The following is a 21,715-nucleotide window of genomic DNA, read 5'->3' on the forward strand; positions in this document are numbered from 1 at the left end:
ATATCACCTTTAGCAATCGACTTGTTCTTCATTTATAAGGTTTTTTGATTGGAGAGATCGTTTATTTTTTCTGTTTTTCTGGTAATAGCTCCGCTTCTATATTGACGACGATCCTACCATTTAAAACAATACCTTTCACATTTATTATTTTATAAGAAGAATCTCTTTTCAATAATAACTCTAACCAGTTATTATCCATGTAAATTGCAGGAGTTCCTTTTGGGAGTTTCATCTGAATAAGAATTGATTCCTGATTTCCACCTAAAGGAATACTATTAAGAGCTAGTGATGTGCTAATAAACCCTTTATCCGTTTTTATTTTGCCTTCTAATTTCTTTAATTTATTAATGGCATCGTGATTAACATTTCCATCCTTCGTGAATAGAGACCCCGCTGTGAGAGCAAATTCCCTCTCATCCGTTCTTCGATATACGATAAGATCATTAGGAAGCTTTGCTTCCTCTTTTTTAAAGAGACTGTCGATCCCATGAATGAACAGATCAATATCAGAAATTCCCGGATGTTTGTCGATTCCTCTTAAAATCCTATTTAACCTTGGGCCATATGCGACATAACCATCCATAAATTTTTTGTCTTCTTTTGTCACTACAGTATCCGATAGTTTTATTTTAGCTCCAAATTCCTTAGCAGCATCCATATCATCTTGAAAGTCTAATGGAGTTGTTTGTTTTTCCATCAAGTGAGTATTCGTTTCATTAAATCCTTTTTTGCTCATGTCATTCATATATCTAAACATTTCCGGTGCATAAGCTTTTAAAACAGGTTGATAACTAGGTTCATAATAATACGCAAAGGCCTGAGCAAACACTTCTCGAAAGTCATTGATGTGTTCTTTCACATATGCGTTATCATACTCACCTTCATAGGGAGGTACATGTGAAAGAAGTAAAGCACTTGCATCTTTGTCTGCTTTTGCTTGATGGACAGCATATAAAAAACTTTCATTTACAAAAGCACTTTCTCCTAACGCGTCACGAGCGATTGCTTTTCCTATCTCATAATATACCTCTTTGCTTTTGGTGTGGCTTTCTGAATACTCTTCTATATGTATAATCACAGTTGGATTTTTACCACCTGTTGAAAATACAAAGTGAGAATCTATAGAAACTTCTTTTCCTTCGCTATCTTTTATGTTTTTGTCTTTTTCACTGAGTCCTTTGACTATAGGATTTTCCGCGATACTTTTTTCGGTCAGATGAATTTTCCCTCCCACCTTTTCATACATTTCCAATATTTCAGGCGAAAGCTTGTTTACTAGTGCTTGGGTATCTTCTAACCGTTGTTTATCTTCACTGTTCCCCTTTGTTGTTACAATTCCTTTTATGACTTCCCTCATTCCTTCTTCTCGGTCGTTTTTCTCTCGCTCTTTCTTTTCGTTATCTTCTTTGTCTTTCTTGTCTTTCTTTTCTTTATCTTCTTTCTTTTTATCTTCCACATCATGTGATCCATTTGCCGCATGAGCAATATAGGAAAACGCTGGTGAAGTGGCTATTAAGGCAAATAACATAGCAGTTGTACTCAGAACTTTCCGTATTTTTTGTCTGTGTAGCATCTATATTCCTCCTTACAGTAGTGGAACCCCCGAAAGCAGTAGAGTCTTTTGTATCTCCATCGAAGAATAGAACGCTCGTTTCTCAGATTCATCGACAAAGAAAGAAAACAGCCCTCTTTTTTAGTACATCTATGAAATGATTACTATGAAAAAGAGGGCTATTTTAACATCTATGGGATAGCGGGAGATTCAGACACTACCTTCATGTTTATTTCATTGTACGTAGATTCACAACCTAATTTGCTTCCAATTGTTCTAATTTCCACTTTTGATTATCAGTACCTTTATAATCACTTACCTGAATGTTGGACCCGTTTGAAGTGCCTGAACCATCTACATCCAACACTTTTGTCGGATCTTTCTTGTTTTTTAAGATATAGAAATCATTACCTAGCAATTCAGGAATCCAAAAATGTTCGGGTTTCCCTTCAAACGCTGTAGCAAATACATTAGTAGAATCCTGATAAGCATTCCAAGCCATAATTTTATCGTTATTTTCTACGCTTCGAATCACATAGGCTTGTTGAGAGTCATCATACTTCAATTTCCATTTTTGATTACTTCCATCGTTCGTTTCCCACACTGTGATATTATTATCGCTTCTATTCCAATCAACTAGACTTGTATTTTTTAATGCTGTATTGATTTGATAGGTTCCATCCTCAATTACTTTGTTGGGTACTAAAGTGCCATTTTCATTAAAATAATACTTTTTCCCATTTATCGTTTGCCAGCCAGTTTGCAGCACATCATATTTATAGTAATTGTCTTCCCCATCTATTTCCCAGCTAGATAACCCTTCATGATCACCAGATTCATCCTTCTTCGGTGAAATTAGTATATTCATTCGAGCATGTAGTTGGACATTATAGATATTTTTTGTTTCCATATCTTCTAATTGTTTTTCTATATTTTCAGCAGTTTCTTCATCAAACACCAATCTAAAATCATCTATACTCGTATTTTTGTAAGATAATTTTCCTTGCTTGTCCTCAAAACCAAAAGCCAATTGAAGCGCTTCTCCTAATGTAACATCTGGCTTCGTTTGTTCAGTGTAGTCATCAGGATCAACAGCAGCTACTCGTCTCTCCAGCTCTGAATTGTCTGGTGTTTTTAAGATTAGTCGAGCAGTAGTTTCCTCGATTTGAGGGATAATATGACTCCACTGTTTATCTCTGTCTACCTCAATTAATTTTGTTTTAGGATCAATTACTCCTACATAACCGGAAACCTGGTCTGTTTCCAAGCGCATTTGTCGTGTCTGCTCCAGAATATTAAGCTGATCCTTATTGATTGTGATCGGGCTAGAACCGAAATCGTCTTTGGTTTGTAGAGAAATAGCTGCTTGATCTTTATCTGGATAAAAACGGTCTGGTAACACTACGTTTGCTAGGTGATTCTCTTTTGCTTTTATCGTTGCAATGGTATCGTTTTTCCCTAGTACTAGTGAAGTAGTAGGTGCTGCTTCATAAATAGGTGCCGTACCATTATTCACATAGCGAATGTTTGCATTAAAATAGGCAGCCTCTCCTGCATTTAAACCTAAGGACTTGGACCAGTTTCTTCCCAAACTCTCAGAGCTTGAACGATCAATGGTTACGGTCTGTGAATTACTATCGCTAAAATTAGTGGATACACTTCCGCCAAAGTTAAATAAGGAAGCATGAACTTCCGCCCCAACAGAAGCTTCTGTTGAATGAGTATTGCTTGTAGAAGTACTTCCACTGATCGAACTACTTGTATTCCCGCCATTTTCTAGCGTTTCATTTCTATTTTTTGAAATAATAAATTTGTCCATTTGAACCTGTAAATTAGGATACGCCGCGATCAACGGATGTTTCACTTTTACCTTTTTATCAATCATTCCTGATACTTTGGCGAAATCGCTATATGGATCAGATGCGGTGCTCCATTTCATAGGTGAAGATGTATATTTTGTTAACGGTGCTCCAGATTTCGTGCGTTTTTTTCCATGAACTTTTTCAATCCAAGGCATCAGGATAAGTTTTTTATTCTTGACATCCAAGGTGTATCCTTCGATTTCGAGGGAATCAGGGATGCCGTCACCATCACTATCTTCAACTCCGTCATCAGAAGCTGAAATACTTCTTTTTTTTCTGCTAGATTCATTCTCTGGTTGATTTTTTATGTCAGGAAGCAGTAGATTTCCCTCTGGAATGATTTCTTCCGTTCCTTGTGGAGTAATCCAGTTAAGCTGTAAGCCAAATTCGTTAGCAGAGGAGGATTCTGGCTGATAAGTGATTTTTATTTTATAAAGCTTCCCTTTTTCTAGTTCGATTTTTTGCGTAGCGGAGGAGTGATCGATAACTTGGTGATCATCTATCCATAGCATGGTGTGGTCATTATCAGACGTGGAGAACGTATATTCACCTGATTTTTCTACCTTAATAAATCCTCTCCACATGGCAGATTGAAATTGTTTTAATTCATCAGGTAACATATCATCGATTTGATCGTTATCAACGAATAGATCTCCAGACTCAGAATTAGAAATCAGTGCGGTTTCTTTTAACTCTTTATCATTGAAGTAGTAGCCCAATAGGCCTTTAAAATTCGCTTCTTGGTCGTTTATTATTTCTTTCTCGCTTGAAGCCGCATGTGATAGCTCTGGATAGGAGGTGAATGAACCGAGGAGTGCAGTAGCTAATAAACACTTATACATGTTAGGTAATTTCATCGTATCAACTCTTTTCTAGGTGTAATGTGTAGAAGTAATGAAATCTTACCAATTTTATACTTGGAATAAATTCCATTATTTTTTACAACATTACTTTATCATTCGTTTTTTTGTTCATTAAATAGCAGAAAGTTCCTTAATCAAAGCAACTTTCTGCTATTTACAAACCATTTATCATTGTGATGGTGACACAAATATTGGTATTTTATGCTATAAGTAGCTTTTTTTCGTGTCTGCGCTGCGCGGCGGTACACAATTTGTTGGCGGGAATGGTAAAGAAGTCGGTAGTAAAGCTCGCCCGCCCGAATTATAAATACGCCGTCGTTATGGGCTCATGCGTCTTATCTATTTAGATGTCGTTTTATTCTAAATGTAGGACCACGTGTGCCCCTTTTAACATGAAGAGAAGACAATCGCAACAAGAAACCCGACACCCGTCCTTGAATAAAAGGCGCCGCTCTCTAATGAAGTAATACTATTACACAATTCCTACATAAATAAGAAATCTGCGAAATATTTAGTTTTTCTATGATCTTCATGTTAACGGAGCGTCCTTACTACCGGGTCAAAATAGGAGGATTCTACACAGTGGCACCCACTCCCCGTAGCAAATAATTCGATGAACACAACCGTGTAACAGCCAGACACTTAAGTGGACAAAATGGAGAATTTGCCAGTACCAAATAAATTTCGTTTGCCTGTGACATTTTGTTTACATGTTGATCAAACTTTGGTGACATGTGCCCGCTATAGTGGAATAAGCATGGCATCACCCATATGCAAAGAATAATAGAACACCCAAAGAAATAACCATTTTGAGGAGGAATGCTAATTGTCAGTCAGTAGCAAGAAGCCGGACGAGTTCGGCAGTGAATATAAAACAGGGGCAAGCATCGCGGATGCAGTGGCTTCCAAAAACAACGGACTGAAAAAAAATGCGGTTGTAGGCAAATCAAAGGGGCGTCTTGTAGCGCTTGATGCAGCACGGGGGTTGGCGGTCATAGGGATGTATTTGCAGCACTTCGGGCTCAACGAAAGGATTGCTGCAATCGTCTCTGGGAACACGACGCTACTATTTGTGCTCTGTGGCGGCATTTCCTACTCGATCATGGCGCAACGCATGAAGGATCGAGAAACGGAGACAGCCGCGTTCCGGACACGGATGCTCGCCCGCGCGGTGTTCATCGATGTGATTGGATATCTGCTCATCCTACTGAATACCTCGTATGGAGTGATCTTGCCCGCTTATGCGGCAATGTTCGTGCTGGCGTTGGTGCTGATTCGTCGTTCGACGCGCGTACTCATTACGACAGCAATCGCTTTGACCGTGGTGGCCCCACCGCTGATGATTCTTGGTATGAGCGTCCTATCGGGAGCTTACCTCCTTTATGATATTGCGGGCGGCCCAATGTCTGCGCTCGCACTTGCCCCCGCTTTCGTCGCGGGTATGGCAATCGGGCGCCTCGAACTTACTAAGATACGTACTGCACTCTCGCTCGCGGGCGGCGGCATCATCATGCTCGTCGTCGGAAAGGGGCTGGGCGCTTTCGTTCTTCCTGGGCTGAGACCTTCCTTCGAGGCGTGGCTCATTGGCGTTCAAGGCACTGTCAGCAACCAGCCGGACCCGAATGTAATTTGGCCGCTCAACGCGGAACCACCGCTGTGGAACATGCTGCTCTGGCCATCTCCGCACAGTGCGTCGACATTCCAGACGCTGATTGGGCTGGGGGGCGCATTCTTGGTGCTGGGACTGGTATGCCTCGTACCGAAGAAGACCTCTGCCGTGTTAATGCCTTTCGCGGCAGTCGGACGCGTGGCGTTAACGATGTATGCGGCTCAGTTCATAGTGATATGGTGTCTCAAACTCGCGGGGATCGAATATGGTCTTGAGGGAATTCCATGCAGTGACCTGCTCGTTGCAGTCGCCACGTTGGTGACGGGGTGGTTGATCGCGCGGCTCCCCAACGGTCCGCTCGAGTCATTGATGCGACATTTCGACCGGGCGTTCAGCTCCTCCCGAACAGCACCGGTGTCCAGGTAGGCGGTCGTCCTCGAATCCCTCTTACCGCCGCACAAAAATCCTTATGCGTATCGCTTAATTAATGTCCCTTTATATTTCTTCTCTTGACTGCTTGCGGTCTGTTTGCTTTACCTTTTGTGGGAATCCCTCATCGCTGTTCCACACTTTTCTTGCCCAACGCTCCCTTTGTTTTGAGTTTTGCTCATCTCTCAATGGGGTACTTTGCTTTTCATAATGTTTTCCTTTTTTAGAATTCCCATGTAAATGTGATGGAAAAAAGCAACGACGCGTACTATGATAACAATAAAAATTTAACGTAGGAGCTACATATATGAAAAATATAAAAAAGGAAAAACGAAAAAAAATAGTAACAATTTTACTTGTAAGTCTATTTGCCTTTTCTGGTTGGGTATATTGGGGAAACACTGCCATTCAAACAACAAAAATTAACATCAACAATGAAAAAATCCCGGAATCCTTTGATGGATTTACCATTGTGCAGGTATCTGATTTGCACAATGCAGAGTTTGGAAACAATCAAAGCAGACTGCTTAATGCAATTAAAGCTGTATCCCCAGACTTCATTGCCGTTACCGGAGATTTGATTGATTCAAATCATACGGATGTTGCGAAGGCGATGGAATTCATCAATGGAGCTATTGAAATTGGCCCGGTGTATTACGTTACAGGCAACCATGAAGCACGGTCTGATCAGTATGCTAAGTTAAAACAACAAATGCTTGAAGCTGGCGTTATCATGTTAGAGGATGAAGGCACTACAATCAAACGCGAGGGAGCTTCCATCCGGTTGTTTGGGCTTAATGATCCAAACTTCACGGCAACTGATGATGCATACGAAAGCACAGCCATGGTTGATACGAAATTAAAAGCTATGCTAAGTAAGAACAATGAATACACGATTCTGTTGTCACACAGGCCGGAATTGTTCGACATCTATGCGGAAAACAGTATTGATATGGTTTTAAGTGGTCACGCTCATGGCGGGCAGGTTCGCTTGCCCTTTATCGGAGGGCTTGTAGCACCGAATCAGGGCTTCTTTCCTAAATATTCTGAAGGCGTGCATGAAAAAGAGCAAACTAAAATGATTGTCAGCCGAGGCTTAGGTAACAGCATTATCCCTGTGCGAATCAACAATCGACCTGAATTGGTTGTTATTACGCTTGATCATAAGCAGATATAACTACAATTCACTGAGCAGGCCAACTCTCTTTAACGAGTTGACCTGCTCCATTCATCACATTCTTCCTTGCTGATTATTTCATCTGTTGAATCTGTGATGTTCAAATTCCCTAAAGACCCCAGATGACTTTCAACATTGTCATAGTTATGTAGCTCAGAATATGAATTAATCATTGCTAAGTATGCTCTAGCTTTTAGCTCTGTATCATTTTCTTCTAAAGGAACCCTAGCCTCACATAGTTCAATACATTCAAAGTATTTCTTAATGTTATGAGCATGTAGTGACATTCTGAAGTAAAACGTTATTTTCTCGTCGTCAGATAGAAAATCAATTTAATGTAAACCTTCTTCTCCTACTTAAAACGATTCCTCCAACCGTTTTAAGTCCTCTCTCTCGATAAGGTACTTTTGATATAGTCCCTTGGCTATATATTTTGGTACTCCATGCTGTCTTGCGTATTTCACAATGACATTGTAAAGAGTCAACTTTGCTTCATTGTCTTCGAAAGTAGTGGTAAGGTTAAACAGATGTTCCAATATTGTGGATTACAGCTACTTTTGTGAGTAACGAGATATTGGCAATTTCAACAGCCTCTGCTAAAAATGCTTCTAAGATATCAATACGGGGTTCGACATCAATATAACGATCAATAATATCTTCATAAGGTATGTATATAGTGTCTGCAATAACTTTAAGATTTCTTAGCTCTAGACGCTTTGTTTCACCCGATTCTATTTTTTGAATAATGCCTGTACTAACCCCCGTTCTTCTTGATAATTCCGATAAAGTAATTCCAAATTCTTCTCTTTTTTCTTTTACCAGTTCCCCCAATGATGTGAAAGTTAAACTTTCAGCCATGTTAATATATATCCACCAATAACAACTGTCTTCCATAAATAGAAAAAGCCACCGTAAATGGCGATTATACTTTAACAAGGTTGTGTATTCCTTGATATCTCAAGGCTCAGATACTGAAACTAGGATTGCCAGTCCCCTAAGTTATACAAGCGGTTGGCCTTTAAAAGGATTAATAACCTGAATCATCGGACCAACCGGGGTCACTGTAATGCATGTGTATTGAATCGACCAATCAGGCTCTGCCATAAGTATGTTCTCACTTAGATGATATCTAGGATCATCACGCCAACTTGAATCAAAAACCCATTCAGGTTCTATGCAAAGTTTCCGCTCTTGAAAACTTTCATAACTCCAACCTGATCCGTTATGTGCCTTCATCCAACTCACCTCCTTGCTACACCTTCGATAAGATAATTCAAAGTCCTTCCATATAAGAGATCTGGTTTGTATTAAAAGGTAATATCATGTTCTACTAACGATAGGTAGAGGCTTATTTTATTTATCGGTACCCCTTCAGCCTTACTTCTATAGAATTCCATTAGTTCTAGATGATCTGGTGTAACTTTCTCATTAAACGATATTAATATTTGAGCGCTTTGATTAGGAGGAATCATTAATCTCTGAACTGGTATATATTTGCTCCTAATGATCACATATGGAGCTTCTTTATCCCCTACCTTAATAAAGCCGGTTACACCTTAGCGGAGTGAATACCGGCTTTTTGCATATGCAAACGTCCTAGCAGTAGGATTTCTTTTCGCATCGGTCATGCTTTTTCCATACTTTCTATATTCTTTTCCTCGTTTGGCATTGTCGAAAAGTGCAGGAGTTGGCGCAATTCGGTTTCGTTCTTTGGATAGCTGAATGTTCGTGCCACGCTCACCACCTCCTTTCGGAAGTATGTTCTTCTCTGACCCGTTCATCGTTCTTTTGCCCACTGATTAGAGGGCGCAGAACTCTATTCCTTTATAGGAGTAGGATAGGTATTCCCGTACCCAAGGTTTTACCTATGATGACTCCCTCTTTCGAGAGCGACAACCTTCGGATTTGGTTGTCTCTGGCTTTCGAGCCGTACATTCGAAGATTCGTCAAACAGCTTTTATACTGCTATTCTCGGTATAGTCACCTTATAGCCTCCCGACTATGTTAAACCATCTCAGGTTAGTTGTTCGCCGCCTTCACCGAGCTTCATAGAAGAATATTGGTATCCACTCTTGCATGTCGGAGTATTAGAGAACGTTAGCCAATCTTCTAACGTGCAAAGAACTGCCCCTGACCATTCGGATACGAAGTTCGGTTTCGTTAGAAACCGCCTAGTTTTATTGCGTATTACTACACAGGTTGTGTCTAGGAACAACGCGCACGGGTACCGCCAGCAAAACGCAAATTTACTACATTAAGGACTTCTTGACACAAAAAGAGCCAGTTTTCACCACATTCAGGGTGTGACCGGCTATTCTAACCTGCGGAAGGGTTGCTCTATATATTTGTAAGAAATGGCGGCAATGATAAAGCTGGCTGCCAGTTGCAATACGATGCGCAGTATGCTGGCCCCTTCCGTATTCACTGGAGAACTCGATAACACAATGATTGGGAAGTGCCAAATATATAAGCTGTACGACCGGACCCCGATCCATCGGAGTGGCTTGCAACCGATGAAGTTCCCTACTCGACTGGCAGAATGTACTAGCACGGCAATCGCTGCTGCAGTGATAAACGATAACTTTAGGAAACCGCCACGGTAAAGTGAATCATCGAATTTGTTTGTATCATTGATCAGTGCGAGTAACATAAACACTCCTACTACTCCAATGCTATCCAGCAAAAGACGTGTTGTTTTGGAAACCTTATAATTTAACTTCTGACTTGGCCATATCACTGCCAACGCCGCACCGGCCTATCAGTTAACAGGTGTGATTATCACTGGTATGTTGATCACCAGTTTTGGCAATCCTGCTATTGACTACAACACTGACTGATGTGTTTCCTTAGAGTCATCCAGTTTTCCCCTTCGTGCTAGAAGAACCGTTATCACCTTCATAGATCGGCGAGTTGTTCAATTCGGTAATTTGATGGTTCATCACATTCATCTCGGTTCGTAGCGAATTGCGAATGGCGAGAAATTTATCCCTGTACAAATACGTATACCCAGCCTTCCAATAGCCACCGTTGTCAAGGGAGATTAAGGAAGAAGCCGAAATACCTTTAAAGTCCATTGTAAGACCAATTATTTGTTCTTTCGAACAGGTCGGTATGGACATGTTCACCAGCTACTTCCAGCAGCTTGAACAGCTTTGGCAACTCGTCAAGATTGGTCAACTTATCTGCAACCACCTTGATCACCTCTTGAAGTCTCCTCTTTGTCTTACAGAACTCTCCAGCGAGAAAAGTGATTTACCCATCATAATTAATTAACGCTAAACTCGTGCTGGCCCACCCGACTCTTCCGAATATATCGCTCTTATGTCACGAAAGTTTGGCATACTTGTAAACAAATTGTCAACATAAGAAACAGAATCAAGCTTTTATTGTTTTTATATTGCTTTGATGCAAAAAAACAACCTTATTTCGGTTGAATAACGAAATAAGGCTGGCAAGCTGTCTGGTTCCCGATATGGCCTCAGACAGGGTATTATCATTACAAATTTGAGGATTTTAAGATTAAGCTACTTTTCCAAGATATACTATTGAAATGTAAGTACAAAAGGCGGCTCATCTAAGGTACTCGATTCTACCAGCCCGCCCTGCACAGAAGAATAGTACTTCCTGCCATGAATGAGAAGGCTTTTATTATCTGGACTCCAGAATATTTTCGACGGTATGACTCCATGATACACGGGTTCTTCGTAGAGGACATTTTTACCTTGGAGCTTTCCGACAAGGATGGTGTCTTTATCGTACAACGAGTATGCGACATACTTCCGGTCTCGGGAGAACTCGAAGTTGCTTACTTTATCCAGCAGGACGGTAAGCTCGCTGGTTCTGCGGTCGTATTCATACAGCGTTCCATCTGTTCCAAGGTACACGAACTGATCATTATTTAGCCAAGCGTTTTGTTCGCGACCCGTCTGGTGCTCATACTGTACGGTAATCTCACTTCCATTGATCATTCCCATGACTATCCTGTTGGAACGATTTGATTTATTCTCAAACAGGGTAAGCAGCACGCTGTGTCCATCATCAGAAATATTAACCCCTGTGAGCGTCCTTCCCCGATCAATATCCTTTAGTTGATACGTTTTGTACGATCCTGAATCGTTATCGTATACACCAACTCTGGCGTTTCCCTTCATGGATGCATCTATGATGAGAAAGCATACGTATCGACTGTTGTTAGACCACCCAACATCTTGCAGATACAGACTTTGGCTAGAATGGTAGATTTCCGTTTCCTTTCCATCAGGTAACGAGATCAGCTTTAGCGATGCACCTGATGACGACATGGCCATTTTAGAGAATTTCTTGCCGTCTGGGGACAGTTCCAAAAAATCTGTATTGGAGTCGATTTTTTTCAGCTGCTTGAGCTTTTCATAGGGAAAGGGAAGACGACTCAGGTTCCACGTCACACCCTCCGTTGTGCTCGCTTTCCTGAACAAACCAATCACAGAATCTGTGGTGGACCACCCCAACATCTGATCCGTCTCCGCGAATGTATTAATGAAACGGTATATCGCCTTCACCTGGAACGGGCGGCTATTCAGTTCATCGGTACGAGTCTCTTCCTTGCTTGGTATAACAATCGTCTCAGATCTGGGCCCTTGCGTGCATCCGGACAGAAAGATGGCGAGGAACAACAGCAACGCCCCAGAAGTTAACAAGGATCGACTATTCATCATGATAATATCTCCGCCTTCATGCAAGGTATTTCCACAAACACGCTAGTATAATCATTCTCGCTGACGATACTGATCTTCCCTCCGTGATCGTCGACAATAGATTTGGCAATACTCAGTCCTAAACCGACACTCCCTTCTTCCGCGCCTTTCACATTTGCCGAATAAAAGGGTTGAAACAGTTTTGTTAGTTGCTCAGGTGCGATCGGATTACCGGGATTTTTACATTCAACACGTACATTCCCAGCTGAAAGCTCGCCCTTAACTGATATTTCCGCATAAGTTGAGCTGTATTTGATGGCATTATCCAGAAGATTAATGAAAAGCTGGCGCAATTTGTCAGCTTGACCGTACACAAACAGATTATCTTCAGTCCTCCAGACGATCTTCTTCTTATAGCGCTTCGCCCGAAACGACATCGAATCACAAACGTCATGCAGAATTATTCCTGTGTCCACCCTATCGAATTCATAATTCTTTGAGGTTCTGCGGGAGATCTCAAGCAGTTTCAACACCATTCTGTGCAGACGTCGGCTCTCTTCGATGATGTGATTGATCCCTTTTTCGAAAAACGCCCGGTCAGTTTCCCCTTTTTCCCGAATAATTTCGGCGTACCCCAGAATGGAAGTCAACGGTGTTTTGAGCTCGTGCGTGATATTGTCAAAAAATCGTTTTTCCTGTTGGTTGACTTCTTTAAGTAAGTCACGGTCTCTTTCGATGGTTGAAATTTGGGTGCTGATCCGTTCGATCATATCGTTAAAATTGACAGCCAGTCGACCAATCTCATCCTTGCGATGAAAATGAATACGCACATCGAGATTGCCATTCTTCACCTCTGTGGAAGCATGGGTTAGTTTGACGAGTGGGATCGAGAGGTGCCTGGAGAGGATATAGGAGAACAGAAACGCCACTGCGAAGAGCGCAAGCGAGCTGTAAAAGATGATGTCCAATATCCGTCCACTTTGTTCATAAAGCAGGCTAAAGTCTTTAGCAAATCGCAGAATTCCTACCTTGCTTCCGTCAATGACAACCGGATAAGAGAAAAAGACATCCCCGTTGTTCTGGTCGTACGTGATATGATAGGCTGTTTTGCCTCCAATCGCCTGTTTAAGGTCCTCCTCTTGCTGTCCTGAGAATACCAATTTGTCCGAGGAATACAACAAAACGCCTTCCAACGTATAGACGCCGACGTTGCTTCCGGTGGCATGATTTAAATCACTTACCAAATCCTGGGCCATTTGGCTGAAATAGAGTTTGTTATTTGAAAAATGATTGATGAGAAATGCTTGACGTACATACACATTGCTGTTGTTTTTGAGACCAACCAATTCCGAAGTTACAATCTTTTGATTGCTCGTCCAAATGATCTCTTTTACCGTCTGATTGAGAATAAGGAAAGAGAAAAGAAAGATCAGAAGAAAACCGATGATAAATTTGGCTCGAATCGTCCCGATCATCGCTATTCGACCTGCTTCCCGAATTTATACCCGATCCCGAACACGGTTATGATCAGATCGCCTGCATCCAGTTTTTTGCGGAGCCTTTGAATATGGGTATCAACCGTCCGGGTATCGCCGCCAAAATCGTATCCCCATACCAGGTCAAGCAATTCTGATCGAGTAAAAATTCTTCCCCGGTGGCCAAATAATGTCATGAGCAAGTCGAATTCCTTGGGAGTCAGGTCGACTAGTATGTCCTCTTTTTTAACCAGTCTTTCCTCCACCACAATCTCGATATTTTTAAACCGGATCACATCGTCTTCACCCGTATCCCGTTCCCTCATATTGGCTTGATCAACCCGACGTAGAATCGTGCGGATTCTAGCGATAACTTCACGCAGGTCAAAAGGCTTCGTGATATAATCATCTGCTCCGAATTCAAGTCCGAGCACTTTATCGGTAATATCAGACTTCGCAGTTATCATTAAAATAGGAATATTGTAGTTTTCTGTAACTCTTTTACAAATATCTAGTCCACTTTGATCCGGTAGCATCCAGTCGAGCAAGAGAAGATCGGGGTTGAATTGTTCCATTTCCATCATTCCTGTAGCTCCACTTGCGGAAGTACGTGTACGAAAGCCTTCCAACGTAAGCCCATATGAAAGTAAATCAGCAATTGGTTGTTCATCTTCAATAATGAGAACTTTTGTTTTATTCATGGAGATCACCATTCCTTACTAGTCCGGCTAGGGATAAAATGTAAAAAGGTCCCTATGTTGAATCGATTTTAGCACATTATAATATAAATCATAACTTCCAAGCACTATCTTTCTCTTCCTAATTCCCTAACTTTGGTAACCAGGGAAATAGGAAATATTTTCCCCCGATACTCTTGCCTTTTGAGAGTTTTGATGAATTTCGGTCATCAGCTTATCATAAGCTATGTGCGCCTGAGCTATCACCCCCGCCTGTTCTTTTACTACTGCTTCCTCTACTACCTGTTCAAGTTTTGCCACACTCTTTTCATCTCCTTCGTTTTTTCTCCATGCAAAAAAGGACTCACTCCAATTTCAACAAGTGGAATAAGCCTCCAGGATTTTTATCAACACCTACTGCAATCACCTCTAAAGGCACTAATTCTTTTTTAAAATACCTTCCCGAGTTTAGTTCCGCAATTACATAACCAACCTCCCAGTCTGACATAGTATCAAATACATAAAGATACACTTACATTTCCATTTTTCCAAATAAAATGGCTACTAATAGAAATTGACCAATCAAAAGCTATATCCATTCGTTTTACACGCCATTCTCCAATAGCTAAGTCTTCCCCGTAATCTTAAGACATAGTTATACATGCAACGAAAATTTAATAAAAAAAACCGTTCAAGCTTGACGTAGAGAGGTATTGAACTATTCTGCTCATTACTTCAATCCCTAAAACTACAGTCCAAAAAGCCCCTACCAGAAAGGTAAAGGGTTTTTGGACCATATAGCTACTGAGTATTTTGCGAGGGATAATCAGGACACCGCCTGTTACTTCAAGACCTCACATTTTGTTTAAATACCCCATAAATGTTAGTGGCACCCAATTGTAAAGGAACTTTTCATTCTTACTACTAAATATGCAGATGTGCTGAATTGGTTGTCTGAGCATCTGCTTTACCAATATCATTTCTATCGTAATCTACACCGAAATATTTTGGTATTATGGTTTCGTATACATGTCCATCAACCTTATGAAGTAACTTAGTTACTTCGATTTGGAAGTAATGTAATAGGTTTTCTTCTGTCATCAACTCAGATACTGGACCTGTAATAATGGGTTGGTCTTTAGCAACCATGAGCACTTTATCTCCAAAATAAAATGCATGATTTGCGTAATGTGTATTGATAACACATGCTAGCCCACGTTCTTTCACAAGCTTTTTAATCGTTTGTAATATAATTTTCTGCTTATGAATATCTAGATGCGATTCTGGCTCATCCAATACTAAAATGTTGGGTTCTGATACCAATGTACGAGCAATCAATGCAAGTTGTAGTTCCCCACCACTTACAGCTGTGCATGGCTGTTCTGCTAGGTGTTGAATACCTACCATATCGAGTGCATCTAGGGCAGCTTTTCTATCGACTTCAGATGGTTGGGCGTAAGTATGCAGTAACAATGCACGCCCCATGATTACTAAATCTAAAATAGAATAGCCAAATGTCATTTTAGATGCTTGCGGTACATAACCAATCGTTTTCCATACTTCCTTTTGACTATAGCTAGAAAGAGGTTTCCCACCTAATAAAGTTTCTCCCTTTTTCCATCTCAACAACCCCATAATACACTTGAGCATTGTCGTTTTTCCCGCACCGTTTGGGCCGAGAATGGACATAATTTCCCCAGGCTGTAGTTCAAAGTTGATATCGTTATGGTATAAATATTTTTGTTCATTGCCATGATTTGATTTTTTATAAAAATAGTTGCCATCTTTTATTTGTAAAATCAACTCCAGCCACCTCCTGTTTTTCGTAATAAATACGCAAAAAAAGGTGCCCCGACAATTGCTGTTAAGATCGATAATGGTATTTCTGCTGCGGTTAAACTTCTCGCTAAATTATCAATCATTAACAAATACATCGCACCAATTGAGATGGATGCAGGCAATACATACTGATTATTACTACCAACAAGCATTCGGGCAATATGTGGGATAATTAAACCAACCCAGCCTATGATTCCTGCTATTGCTACTGCAGAAGATGTAATTAACGTTGCCCCTAAAATTACGAGCCATTTCATCTTCGCTACCGATATCCCAAGCGATTTTGCTTCATCTTCAGAAAGCGATAAAATATTTAAACGCCAACGCAAGATATATAAAATGATGATTCCTATTAATATAAGTGGACCACCAATTAATAAATCTGAATAGCTTGCTGTTCCGAGGCTGCCCATCAGCCAATAAGTAATGGAGGGCAGCTTTTCTTCTGGATCAGCTAGAAACTTCACTAGTGAAATAAGAGCTTGAAATAAGGCGCTTGTTACAACCCCTGCTAACACTAGCATAAAAATAGGCATATCTCGTTTGGAACCACCGATAAGAAATGCAAATCCAATGGCTAACATTCCCATCAGCAGTGAGAAAATTTGCATTGTAAAACCATTACCAAAGAGTAATATGCCAATAGACGCACCGAATCCAGCACCGGCAGAAACACCTAAAATGTCAGGACTGACTAAAGGATTCGCAAACATTCCTTGAAATGCAGCACCGGCGATGGATAGACCGCCACCGATGAGCATTGCAAGTAAAATACGGGGAAGACGGATATTCATTACAACCGTTTCATCCATATTTGTCCACGTCTTTTCTATAGGAACGATTTGTGAAAGCAATATTTTAGTTTGTACAATAAAATCTACGTGATAACGTCCAATTCCAATTGATATAAGTCCAAATATCAGCGGTAGCGTCCAAAGTAATGATTTTATGAATCTAGATTTCATTTGAAAGCCACCTTTACATTAATATTTTGCTGCCTCAGATGGGGGATTTAAGATTTCTTGTACTTGCTTATCTGTTAATTCATAATCATAGAAACGCTTATAGTAATCCTTAATTTCTTTATTCATGTCGTATGTGAAACGTTCTGGATAGTTTTTCTGTGCCATCCATTTCAGCATGAGAGGAGCATCTCCACTTGGTGGATACCAACGATATATTCCAAGAGGCATTTTATAAACTTTCTTATTTTTCACTGCCTTTACTTGGCTCCAGTCTTGTCCATCAAATACGTTATTATATAAGTCTTCTGGTTGTGTTTCCGTGAAATTTGTAATGTAAATAATGTCCGGATTCCATTCATAAACTTGCTCCATATTAATTGCTTTAATACCTTTTATTTTTTCAGCAGCAACATCAATACCTCCCGTTGCGTTTAACCAACGATTTCCATGCATACCAACACCGGCTGTCGAAATTTCCCCATTACTGTGATATTGAAGGATCATTACACGAGGTTTATCTTCTTTCACTCCTGAAAGTACTTCACTAATCATTTTCTGATTTGCTTCGCCCTCTTTAATAATTTCTTTTTGTCGATTTATCGTACCTGTAATTTCCCCTGTTAAAGACAACCAACGATTTAATGTATCAAGTGGGTTTAAAGAAGTTGTTTTTGTATCTAAAGCAACTGTTGTAATACCTGCTTCTTCAAGCTTTTTTACAGTCTTTTGTTGGTTAGCAATTTCAAAATACACTTGAGGATTTAACGCTACTAATTCTTCGATGTTTACTTCACCATTTTTAATAAAATTTGTTTTCGCTTTTAGAATAGATGGAGAAATATCTTTTAAAATCGAATGCGCTGCTGCATTATATGAATTCGGATGAATCCCTACAATTTCATCCGTTGAATTGGTTGCAATATACCATGTCGAGAAGTATGGAAGAATACTTCCCATTACTACACGATCAATTTTTGTTGGAATTTCCACCTTTCGATTTAATTCGTCAACAATTAGTTTTGTTTCTTGAGTTGGCTTAAGTTCTTTACTTGTAGAAATCTCTTCTGTGTTACCACATCCAGCAAGAAACAATAGTAGAGTAGTAGCCGATAAAACAAATTTACACTTCATTCTTTTACCTCATTCTGATATTATTTTTATTGATAACGATTTTCATTATCAATTTACAGCAATACTATCCTTTGGTCAATCATAATATCAAAATTTTAATATTAAGATAATAATCTATGTTAATTTTTGAATATGGCGACGGTGTTCACCGTTACATTGATATATGTTAACAAGACCTATTTAAACCCACTTCGAATGGAGGATTTTTTTTGGCTCAGTTTAAAGAATTTTTATGGTTAGATCCAGGTCATGCATTTGGTCTAGAGAATCGTACAAGTCCATTTATCGTAGAAAATTTTACACAAATTGATCAGTATGACTTTGCTGAGATAAATGTAAGACCATTCAAATGTATTGTCATCCATGATTTTATTGATCAGGAATATATGTTTAAACATAAGGAGAAAATTTCTTCATTTTTAGAAGAAGGTAAAATTGTTATTTTTTCTGGGCACTTATGTAAAGAATGGTTACCTGGTTGTCCAATATTTACTCCTAAAAAGATAAATACTTACAAAGATTATGAGATTTCTATCGCAACATCAAATCCAATCTTTGAGGGTGTTACACCAAACGATATGACTTATAACAAAGGAGTGGCTGGTTTTTTCGCTCGGGGCACACATTCACCTGTTCCAGCTAAAGCTGAAGTATTGCTTACACTTTCTGATGATTTGCCGGTAACATATATTGATCGGCATACAACAAAAGGGACAATTTTAGCCCACGCGGGACGAGACATTTTTGCCCATCGGATGCAAAATAAATCAACAGATCGTATTAGTGCGCAGTTACTTCAATGGATTCACGATGAATACGAAACAATACAAAATTCAGGAGGGAAATAATGAGAAAAATCGCAGTAATTTATAGTGGAAACGCTCCGCATCATCGCACATTTAATGAACCTAAATACCGACAATATATCAAAGAACTCATATACTTTCCCGAATTTTTAGATACCCCTCTAGAAAGTTTTGATGTATTAATCGTTCCGTCTCAATTGAACCAAAAATTACTTCTAGAATCTAAAGAGAAAATTCATGCTTTTGCACAACGAGGAGGAATTGTGGTTTCATTTGGCCCACAACCATGGGAGTGGCTACCAAACCAAAAATGGGAGGACCGAGAAACGAATTTTTGGTGGTGGATAGAAAAAGGAGCCCAAAGTGGTCTAGTATTGTCTGCATCTGAATACGACCTTTTTAATTACATTACTTTAGCTGATGCAACTTGGCATCAGCATGGCGTGTTCTGGCCCATAGAAGGTACGAAAAAACTAATCACAACAGAAGATGGAGGTGCAGTAATGTATGTAGATAAGATAAGCACTAATGGAACTTGGATTATTACAACACTTGATCCTGACTATCACTTTGGCTCATATTTTATGCCAGCCACTGAACGTTTCTTCGATGGCTTTTTTCCTTGGTTAGCACATGGGGAAATATAGAATTCTCTAAGATAAATTTATTTCTTCTAAAGGTAATACATTTGTATGGGTAAGCGACTTATTGATTTTTTCGGAACAAAATTAATCCAATAAGAACTACTATCATGCTTCTACTTTGCACCCTCCAAAAGAGGAAGGAGATAATCTCCCATTTTCTAAAATAAATTTTTATTGAAAGGCTTATTTGTGATATCTAGCAAATAAGTCTTTCTCCTGTTGTAGGGAACGCTTCGAGGACAAGGTTCTTACACAGTCCGTTCTCTCCTTTCAATCCGTGCTACTACATAAAAGGAGTGATACTTTCTTCAATTGCTTTCTTGAATACAGTAGGACGTTACCATCCTATCTCCCATGTAAGAAGCGATAACTCGTTCTGAAAGAAATTATCATCTCGCCTCCCCATGTTTCCGTCCGTACTCTTCATGTAAAGGCCCGAACTGAGTATCAAGCAATTTAATGTAGTTAACAATATCAGAAAGGATTATAATAGTGTAAATAGTAAGAAAAACCACAACATAATCTTGTACATTTTTATCAATTCCAGCGGGAAGATGATATAGGCGATTGTCATCTTGCATTCAATTGAAAACGAATGCTCAACTCAAGAAAGAGAGAACACTATGAAAAAAAATCTCCTGATTGTAATAAGCTTGTTCATCATGATGTGTGTTTTCACGGGTTTCTATTCTGAATCAGCCAACACGTTGCAACAGTCATTGAAATCTACCCTTGTTCCTGTTTCAGAAATAGAGCTTCCTTCGAAAAACACTATCTCTGAATCACCCAACACGCTAGAACAGTCATTGAAATCTACTCTTGCTCCTGTTTCGCAAATGGAACTTCCTTCGAAAACCATCATCGGGTTTGGAGAAGCTACGCATGGTAACAAGCAATTTACTACGCTAAAGTCAGATATTTTTAAGCATCTGGTGGAAAAACAAGGATATCGCGTATTTGCGATAGAAGGCGATTTCGGCGGAGGACAAAAAGTCAATGAATACATTTTAGGAGGCAACGGAACTGCGCAAGATGCTGCAAAGGCAATCGGATTTACGATTTACAATACACAAGAAATGGCAGCCTTTCTATCCTGGATGCGCTCCTATAATGAGCATCGGGAGGCAAAAGATAAGATTCATTTTTATGGTTTTGATATGCAGCGCTATGACCATAACAAAAACGGGCTATTCTCCTATTTAAAAAAAGTTGATCCGACACTTGCCTCCAAGTATGAGCTTGCGCTTACGAATCTAAATGATAAAACGGTGTATGATCAAAAGCAGGACAATGTTAAAGAGGGGCTTGCCCATAGTAAAGGCTTGATGGAGCGGATGAAAGAAAACAAATCCGTTTATACCGCAAAAAGCTCTGAGAAAGAATATGAGTTGGCTCTGGCCTTTGCCGAGGCTATCAAGCAAAACGCTACACTGCACGGAACAAATGTGAACTATAACAATACCCGTGATCAATATATGGCGGAAAAAGTGATATGGATTTTATCATTTGAAAAGAAATATTACGGTCGTGAAAACATATTCATAGCAGGACATAATGGACACATTGAAAAAACCTCCACATCCTTGGGAATGACAGCCTGTATGGGAGAGTATCTCGCAAAAACCTTAGGTGATCAATATTACGCAATAGGAAGTGAATTCTACGAAAGCTCCTTCATTGCTACTGACGCTTCGACCAATGAACGAAAAGAGTTTTATGTCAAAAATAATGGGAACGATCGGCTAGCTGTTCTGTTTGCACATACAAACATGAAGGATGGATTCCTTGACTTTGCAAAGGTGAGACATGATAAAAATTTCACTGAATATCTGAATAAAGCTCAGTCCATCAGTGCAATAGGTGCAGTCTTTAGTGGATTGTATGGAAAAATTGAAAAGATGTATACTTTAAAGATGATTCCAGCGAAAGCTTTTGATGCTATTATTTTCGTGCGCACAGCTACTCCTTCGGTCATGATAACAGATTAACGAACTTAGTCTAGAACAATATGTT

General features: G+C 39.8%; 18 protein-coding genes and 1 pseudogene. 5 read left to right on the top strand and 14 right to left on the bottom strand.

The genetic code is table 11. The features are described 5' to 3' along the window. Positions 1-61: 61 nt before the first annotated feature. Positions 62-1,573, bottom strand: a complete 1,512-nt coding sequence (locus GOP56_RS07410; RefSeq protein WP_163245266.1) for an anthrax toxin lethal factor-related metalloendopeptidase — start codon at positions 1,571-1,573, stop codon at positions 62-64. 235 nt (positions 1,574-1,808) lie between these two features. After that, on the bottom strand, positions 1,809-4,271 hold the full coding sequence (locus tag GOP56_RS07415; RefSeq protein WP_163245267.1) for a binary toxin-like calcium binding domain-containing protein: 2,463 nt from the start codon (positions 4,269-4,271) through the stop codon (positions 1,809-1,811). Between the two features lie 832 nt (positions 4,272-5,103). Between GOP56_RS07415 and GOP56_RS07420 the strand changes: the two genes are divergently transcribed. Together GOP56_RS07420 and GOP56_RS07425 are read left to right on the top strand one after the other, a co-directional pair. Further along, a complete protein-coding gene (locus GOP56_RS07420) occupies positions 5,104-6,312 on the top strand; it encodes a DUF418 domain-containing protein (RefSeq protein WP_163245268.1) in 1,209 nt (402 codons plus the stop codon). Positions 6,313-6,622: 310 nt separating this feature from the next. Beyond that, positions 6,623-7,492, top strand: a complete 870-nt coding sequence (locus tag GOP56_RS07425; RefSeq protein ID WP_163245269.1) for a metallophosphoesterase — start codon at positions 6,623-6,625, stop codon at positions 7,490-7,492. A 519-nt stretch (positions 7,493-8,011) separates the two neighbouring features. Here the strand turns inward: GOP56_RS07425 and GOP56_RS23825 are convergent. From GOP56_RS23825 to GOP56_RS07485, 12 genes and pseudogenes are all read right to left on the bottom strand, one after another. Continuing rightward, entirely contained in the window at positions 8,012-8,350 is a 339-nt protein-coding gene (locus tag GOP56_RS23825; protein ID WP_254068660.1) for a helix-turn-helix domain-containing protein, read from the bottom strand. 141 nt (positions 8,351-8,491) lie between these two features. Continuing rightward, positions 8,492-8,728: a hypothetical protein gene (locus tag GOP56_RS07435; protein WP_096886827.1), complete on the bottom strand. Its 237-nt coding sequence runs from the start codon at positions 8,726-8,728 to the stop codon at positions 8,492-8,494. Positions 8,729-9,803: 1,075 nt separating this feature from the next. Continuing rightward, positions 9,804-10,229, bottom strand: a complete 426-nt coding sequence (locus GOP56_RS07440) for an acyltransferase family protein (protein ID WP_371807991.1) — start codon at positions 10,227-10,229, stop codon at positions 9,804-9,806. 115 nt (positions 10,230-10,344) lie between these two features. Continuing rightward, the gene (locus GOP56_RS07445; protein WP_216842793.1) at positions 10,345-10,617 is read right to left on the bottom strand and encodes a hypothetical protein; all 273 of its coding nucleotides are present in this window, start codon (positions 10,615-10,617) and stop codon (positions 10,345-10,347) included. Between the two features lie 417 nt (positions 10,618-11,034). Continuing rightward, the gene (locus GOP56_RS07450; RefSeq protein WP_163245271.1) at positions 11,035-12,186 is read right to left on the bottom strand and encodes a WD40 repeat domain-containing protein; all 1,152 of its coding nucleotides are present in this window, start codon (positions 12,184-12,186) and stop codon (positions 11,035-11,037) included. Next, complete coding sequence (locus GOP56_RS07455; RefSeq protein WP_163245272.1) at positions 12,183-13,640, bottom strand: sensor histidine kinase; 1,458 nt, start codon at positions 13,638-13,640, stop codon at positions 12,183-12,185. Before GOP56_RS07455 ends, GOP56_RS07450 begins: the two co-directional genes overlap by 4 nt. Before the next feature lie 2 nt (positions 13,641-13,642). Continuing rightward, on the bottom strand, positions 13,643-14,341 hold the full coding sequence (locus tag GOP56_RS07460) for a response regulator transcription factor (protein WP_163245273.1): 699 nt from the start codon (positions 14,339-14,341) through the stop codon (positions 13,643-13,645). Positions 14,342-14,467: 126 nt separating this feature from the next. Continuing rightward, positions 14,468-14,638: a hypothetical protein gene (locus GOP56_RS07465; protein ID WP_163245274.1), complete on the bottom strand. Its 171-nt coding sequence runs from the start codon at positions 14,636-14,638 to the stop codon at positions 14,468-14,470. A gap of 82 nt (positions 14,639-14,720) precedes the next feature. Continuing rightward, positions 14,721-14,825 (bottom strand): annotated as a pseudogene (locus tag GOP56_RS07470) (glutamine amidotransferase); the annotation flags it as partial. Between the two features lie 416 nt (positions 14,826-15,241). Further along, positions 15,242-16,120, bottom strand: coding sequence for an ABC transporter ATP-binding protein (locus GOP56_RS07475; protein WP_096886834.1), 879 nt, complete (start codon positions 16,118-16,120; stop codon positions 15,242-15,244). After that, positions 16,117-17,121, bottom strand: coding sequence for a FecCD family ABC transporter permease (locus GOP56_RS07480; protein WP_101668581.1), 1,005 nt, complete (start codon positions 17,119-17,121; stop codon positions 16,117-16,119). Before GOP56_RS07480 ends, GOP56_RS07475 begins: the two co-directional genes overlap by 4 nt. 18 nt (positions 17,122-17,139) lie before the next feature. Further along, positions 17,140-18,252 carry an ABC transporter substrate-binding protein gene (locus GOP56_RS07485; RefSeq protein WP_163245275.1) on the bottom strand — a complete coding sequence of 371 codons (1,113 nt, stop codon included), beginning with the start codon at positions 18,250-18,252 and terminating at the stop codon, positions 17,140-17,142. Positions 18,253-18,461: 209 nt separating this feature from the next. On the opposite strand from GOP56_RS07485, the gene GOP56_RS07490 reads away from it, so the two are divergent. From GOP56_RS07490 to GOP56_RS07500, 3 genes are all read left to right on the top strand, one after another. Beyond that, complete coding sequence (locus GOP56_RS07490) at positions 18,462-19,100, top strand: phosphate starvation-inducible protein PhoH (RefSeq protein WP_163245276.1); 639 nt, start codon at positions 18,462-18,464, stop codon at positions 19,098-19,100. Next, the gene (locus tag GOP56_RS07495) at positions 19,100-19,705 is read left to right on the top strand and encodes a hypothetical protein (RefSeq protein ID WP_163245277.1); all 606 of its coding nucleotides are present in this window, start codon (positions 19,100-19,102) and stop codon (positions 19,703-19,705) included. The genes GOP56_RS07490 and GOP56_RS07495 overlap by 1 nt, the downstream gene beginning before the upstream one ends. A gap of 620 nt (positions 19,706-20,325) precedes the next feature. Next, positions 20,326-21,690, top strand: coding sequence for an erythromycin esterase family protein (locus tag GOP56_RS07500; protein ID WP_163245278.1), 1,365 nt, complete (start codon positions 20,326-20,328; stop codon positions 21,688-21,690). The last annotated feature ends 25 nt before the right edge of the window (positions 21,691-21,715 follow it).

Source organism: Brevibacillus sp. 7WMA2 (assembly GCF_010748895.1).
Lineage (GTDB): Bacteria > Bacillota > Bacilli > Brevibacillales > Brevibacillaceae > Brevibacillus_B > Brevibacillus_B halotolerans.

Coding starts and splice junctions, on each gene's coding strand:
- GOP56_RS07450 (WP_163245271.1), bottom strand. CDS start 12,186: ATGATGAATAGTCGATCCTTGTTAACTTCTGGGGCGTTGCTGTTGTTC.
- GOP56_RS07480 (WP_101668581.1), bottom strand. CDS start 17,121: ATGAAATCTAGATTCATAAAATCATTACTTTGGACGCTACCGCTGATA.
- GOP56_RS07500 (WP_163245278.1), top strand. CDS start 20,326: ATGAAAAAAAATCTCCTGATTGTAATAAGCTTGTTCATCATGATGTGT.
- GOP56_RS07415 (WP_163245267.1), bottom strand. CDS start 4,271: ATGAAATTACCTAACATGTATAAGTGTTTATTAGCTACTGCACTCCTC.
- GOP56_RS07410 (WP_163245266.1), bottom strand. CDS start 1,573: ATGCTACACAGACAAAAAATACGGAAAGTTCTGAGTACAACTGCTATG.
- GOP56_RS07485 (WP_163245275.1), bottom strand. CDS start 18,252: ATGAAGTGTAAATTTGTTTTATCGGCTACTACTCTACTATTGTTTCTT.
- GOP56_RS07435 (WP_096886827.1), bottom strand. CDS start 8,728: ATGAAGGCACATAACGGATCAGGTTGGAGTTATGAAAGTTTTCAAGAG.
- GOP56_RS07425 (WP_163245269.1), top strand. CDS start 6,623: ATGAAAAATATAAAAAAGGAAAAACGAAAAAAAATAGTAACAATTTTA.
- GOP56_RS07495 (WP_163245277.1), top strand. CDS start 19,100: ATGAGAAAAATCGCAGTAATTTATAGTGGAAACGCTCCGCATCATCGC.
- GOP56_RS23825 (WP_254068660.1), bottom strand. CDS start 8,350: ATGGCTGAAAGTTTAACTTTCACATCATTGGGGGAACTGGTAAAAGAA.
- GOP56_RS07460 (WP_163245273.1), bottom strand. CDS start 14,341: ATGAATAAAACAAAAGTTCTCATTATTGAAGATGAACAACCAATTGCT.
- GOP56_RS07455 (WP_163245272.1), bottom strand. CDS start 13,640: ATGATCGGGACGATTCGAGCCAAATTTATCATCGGTTTTCTTCTGATC.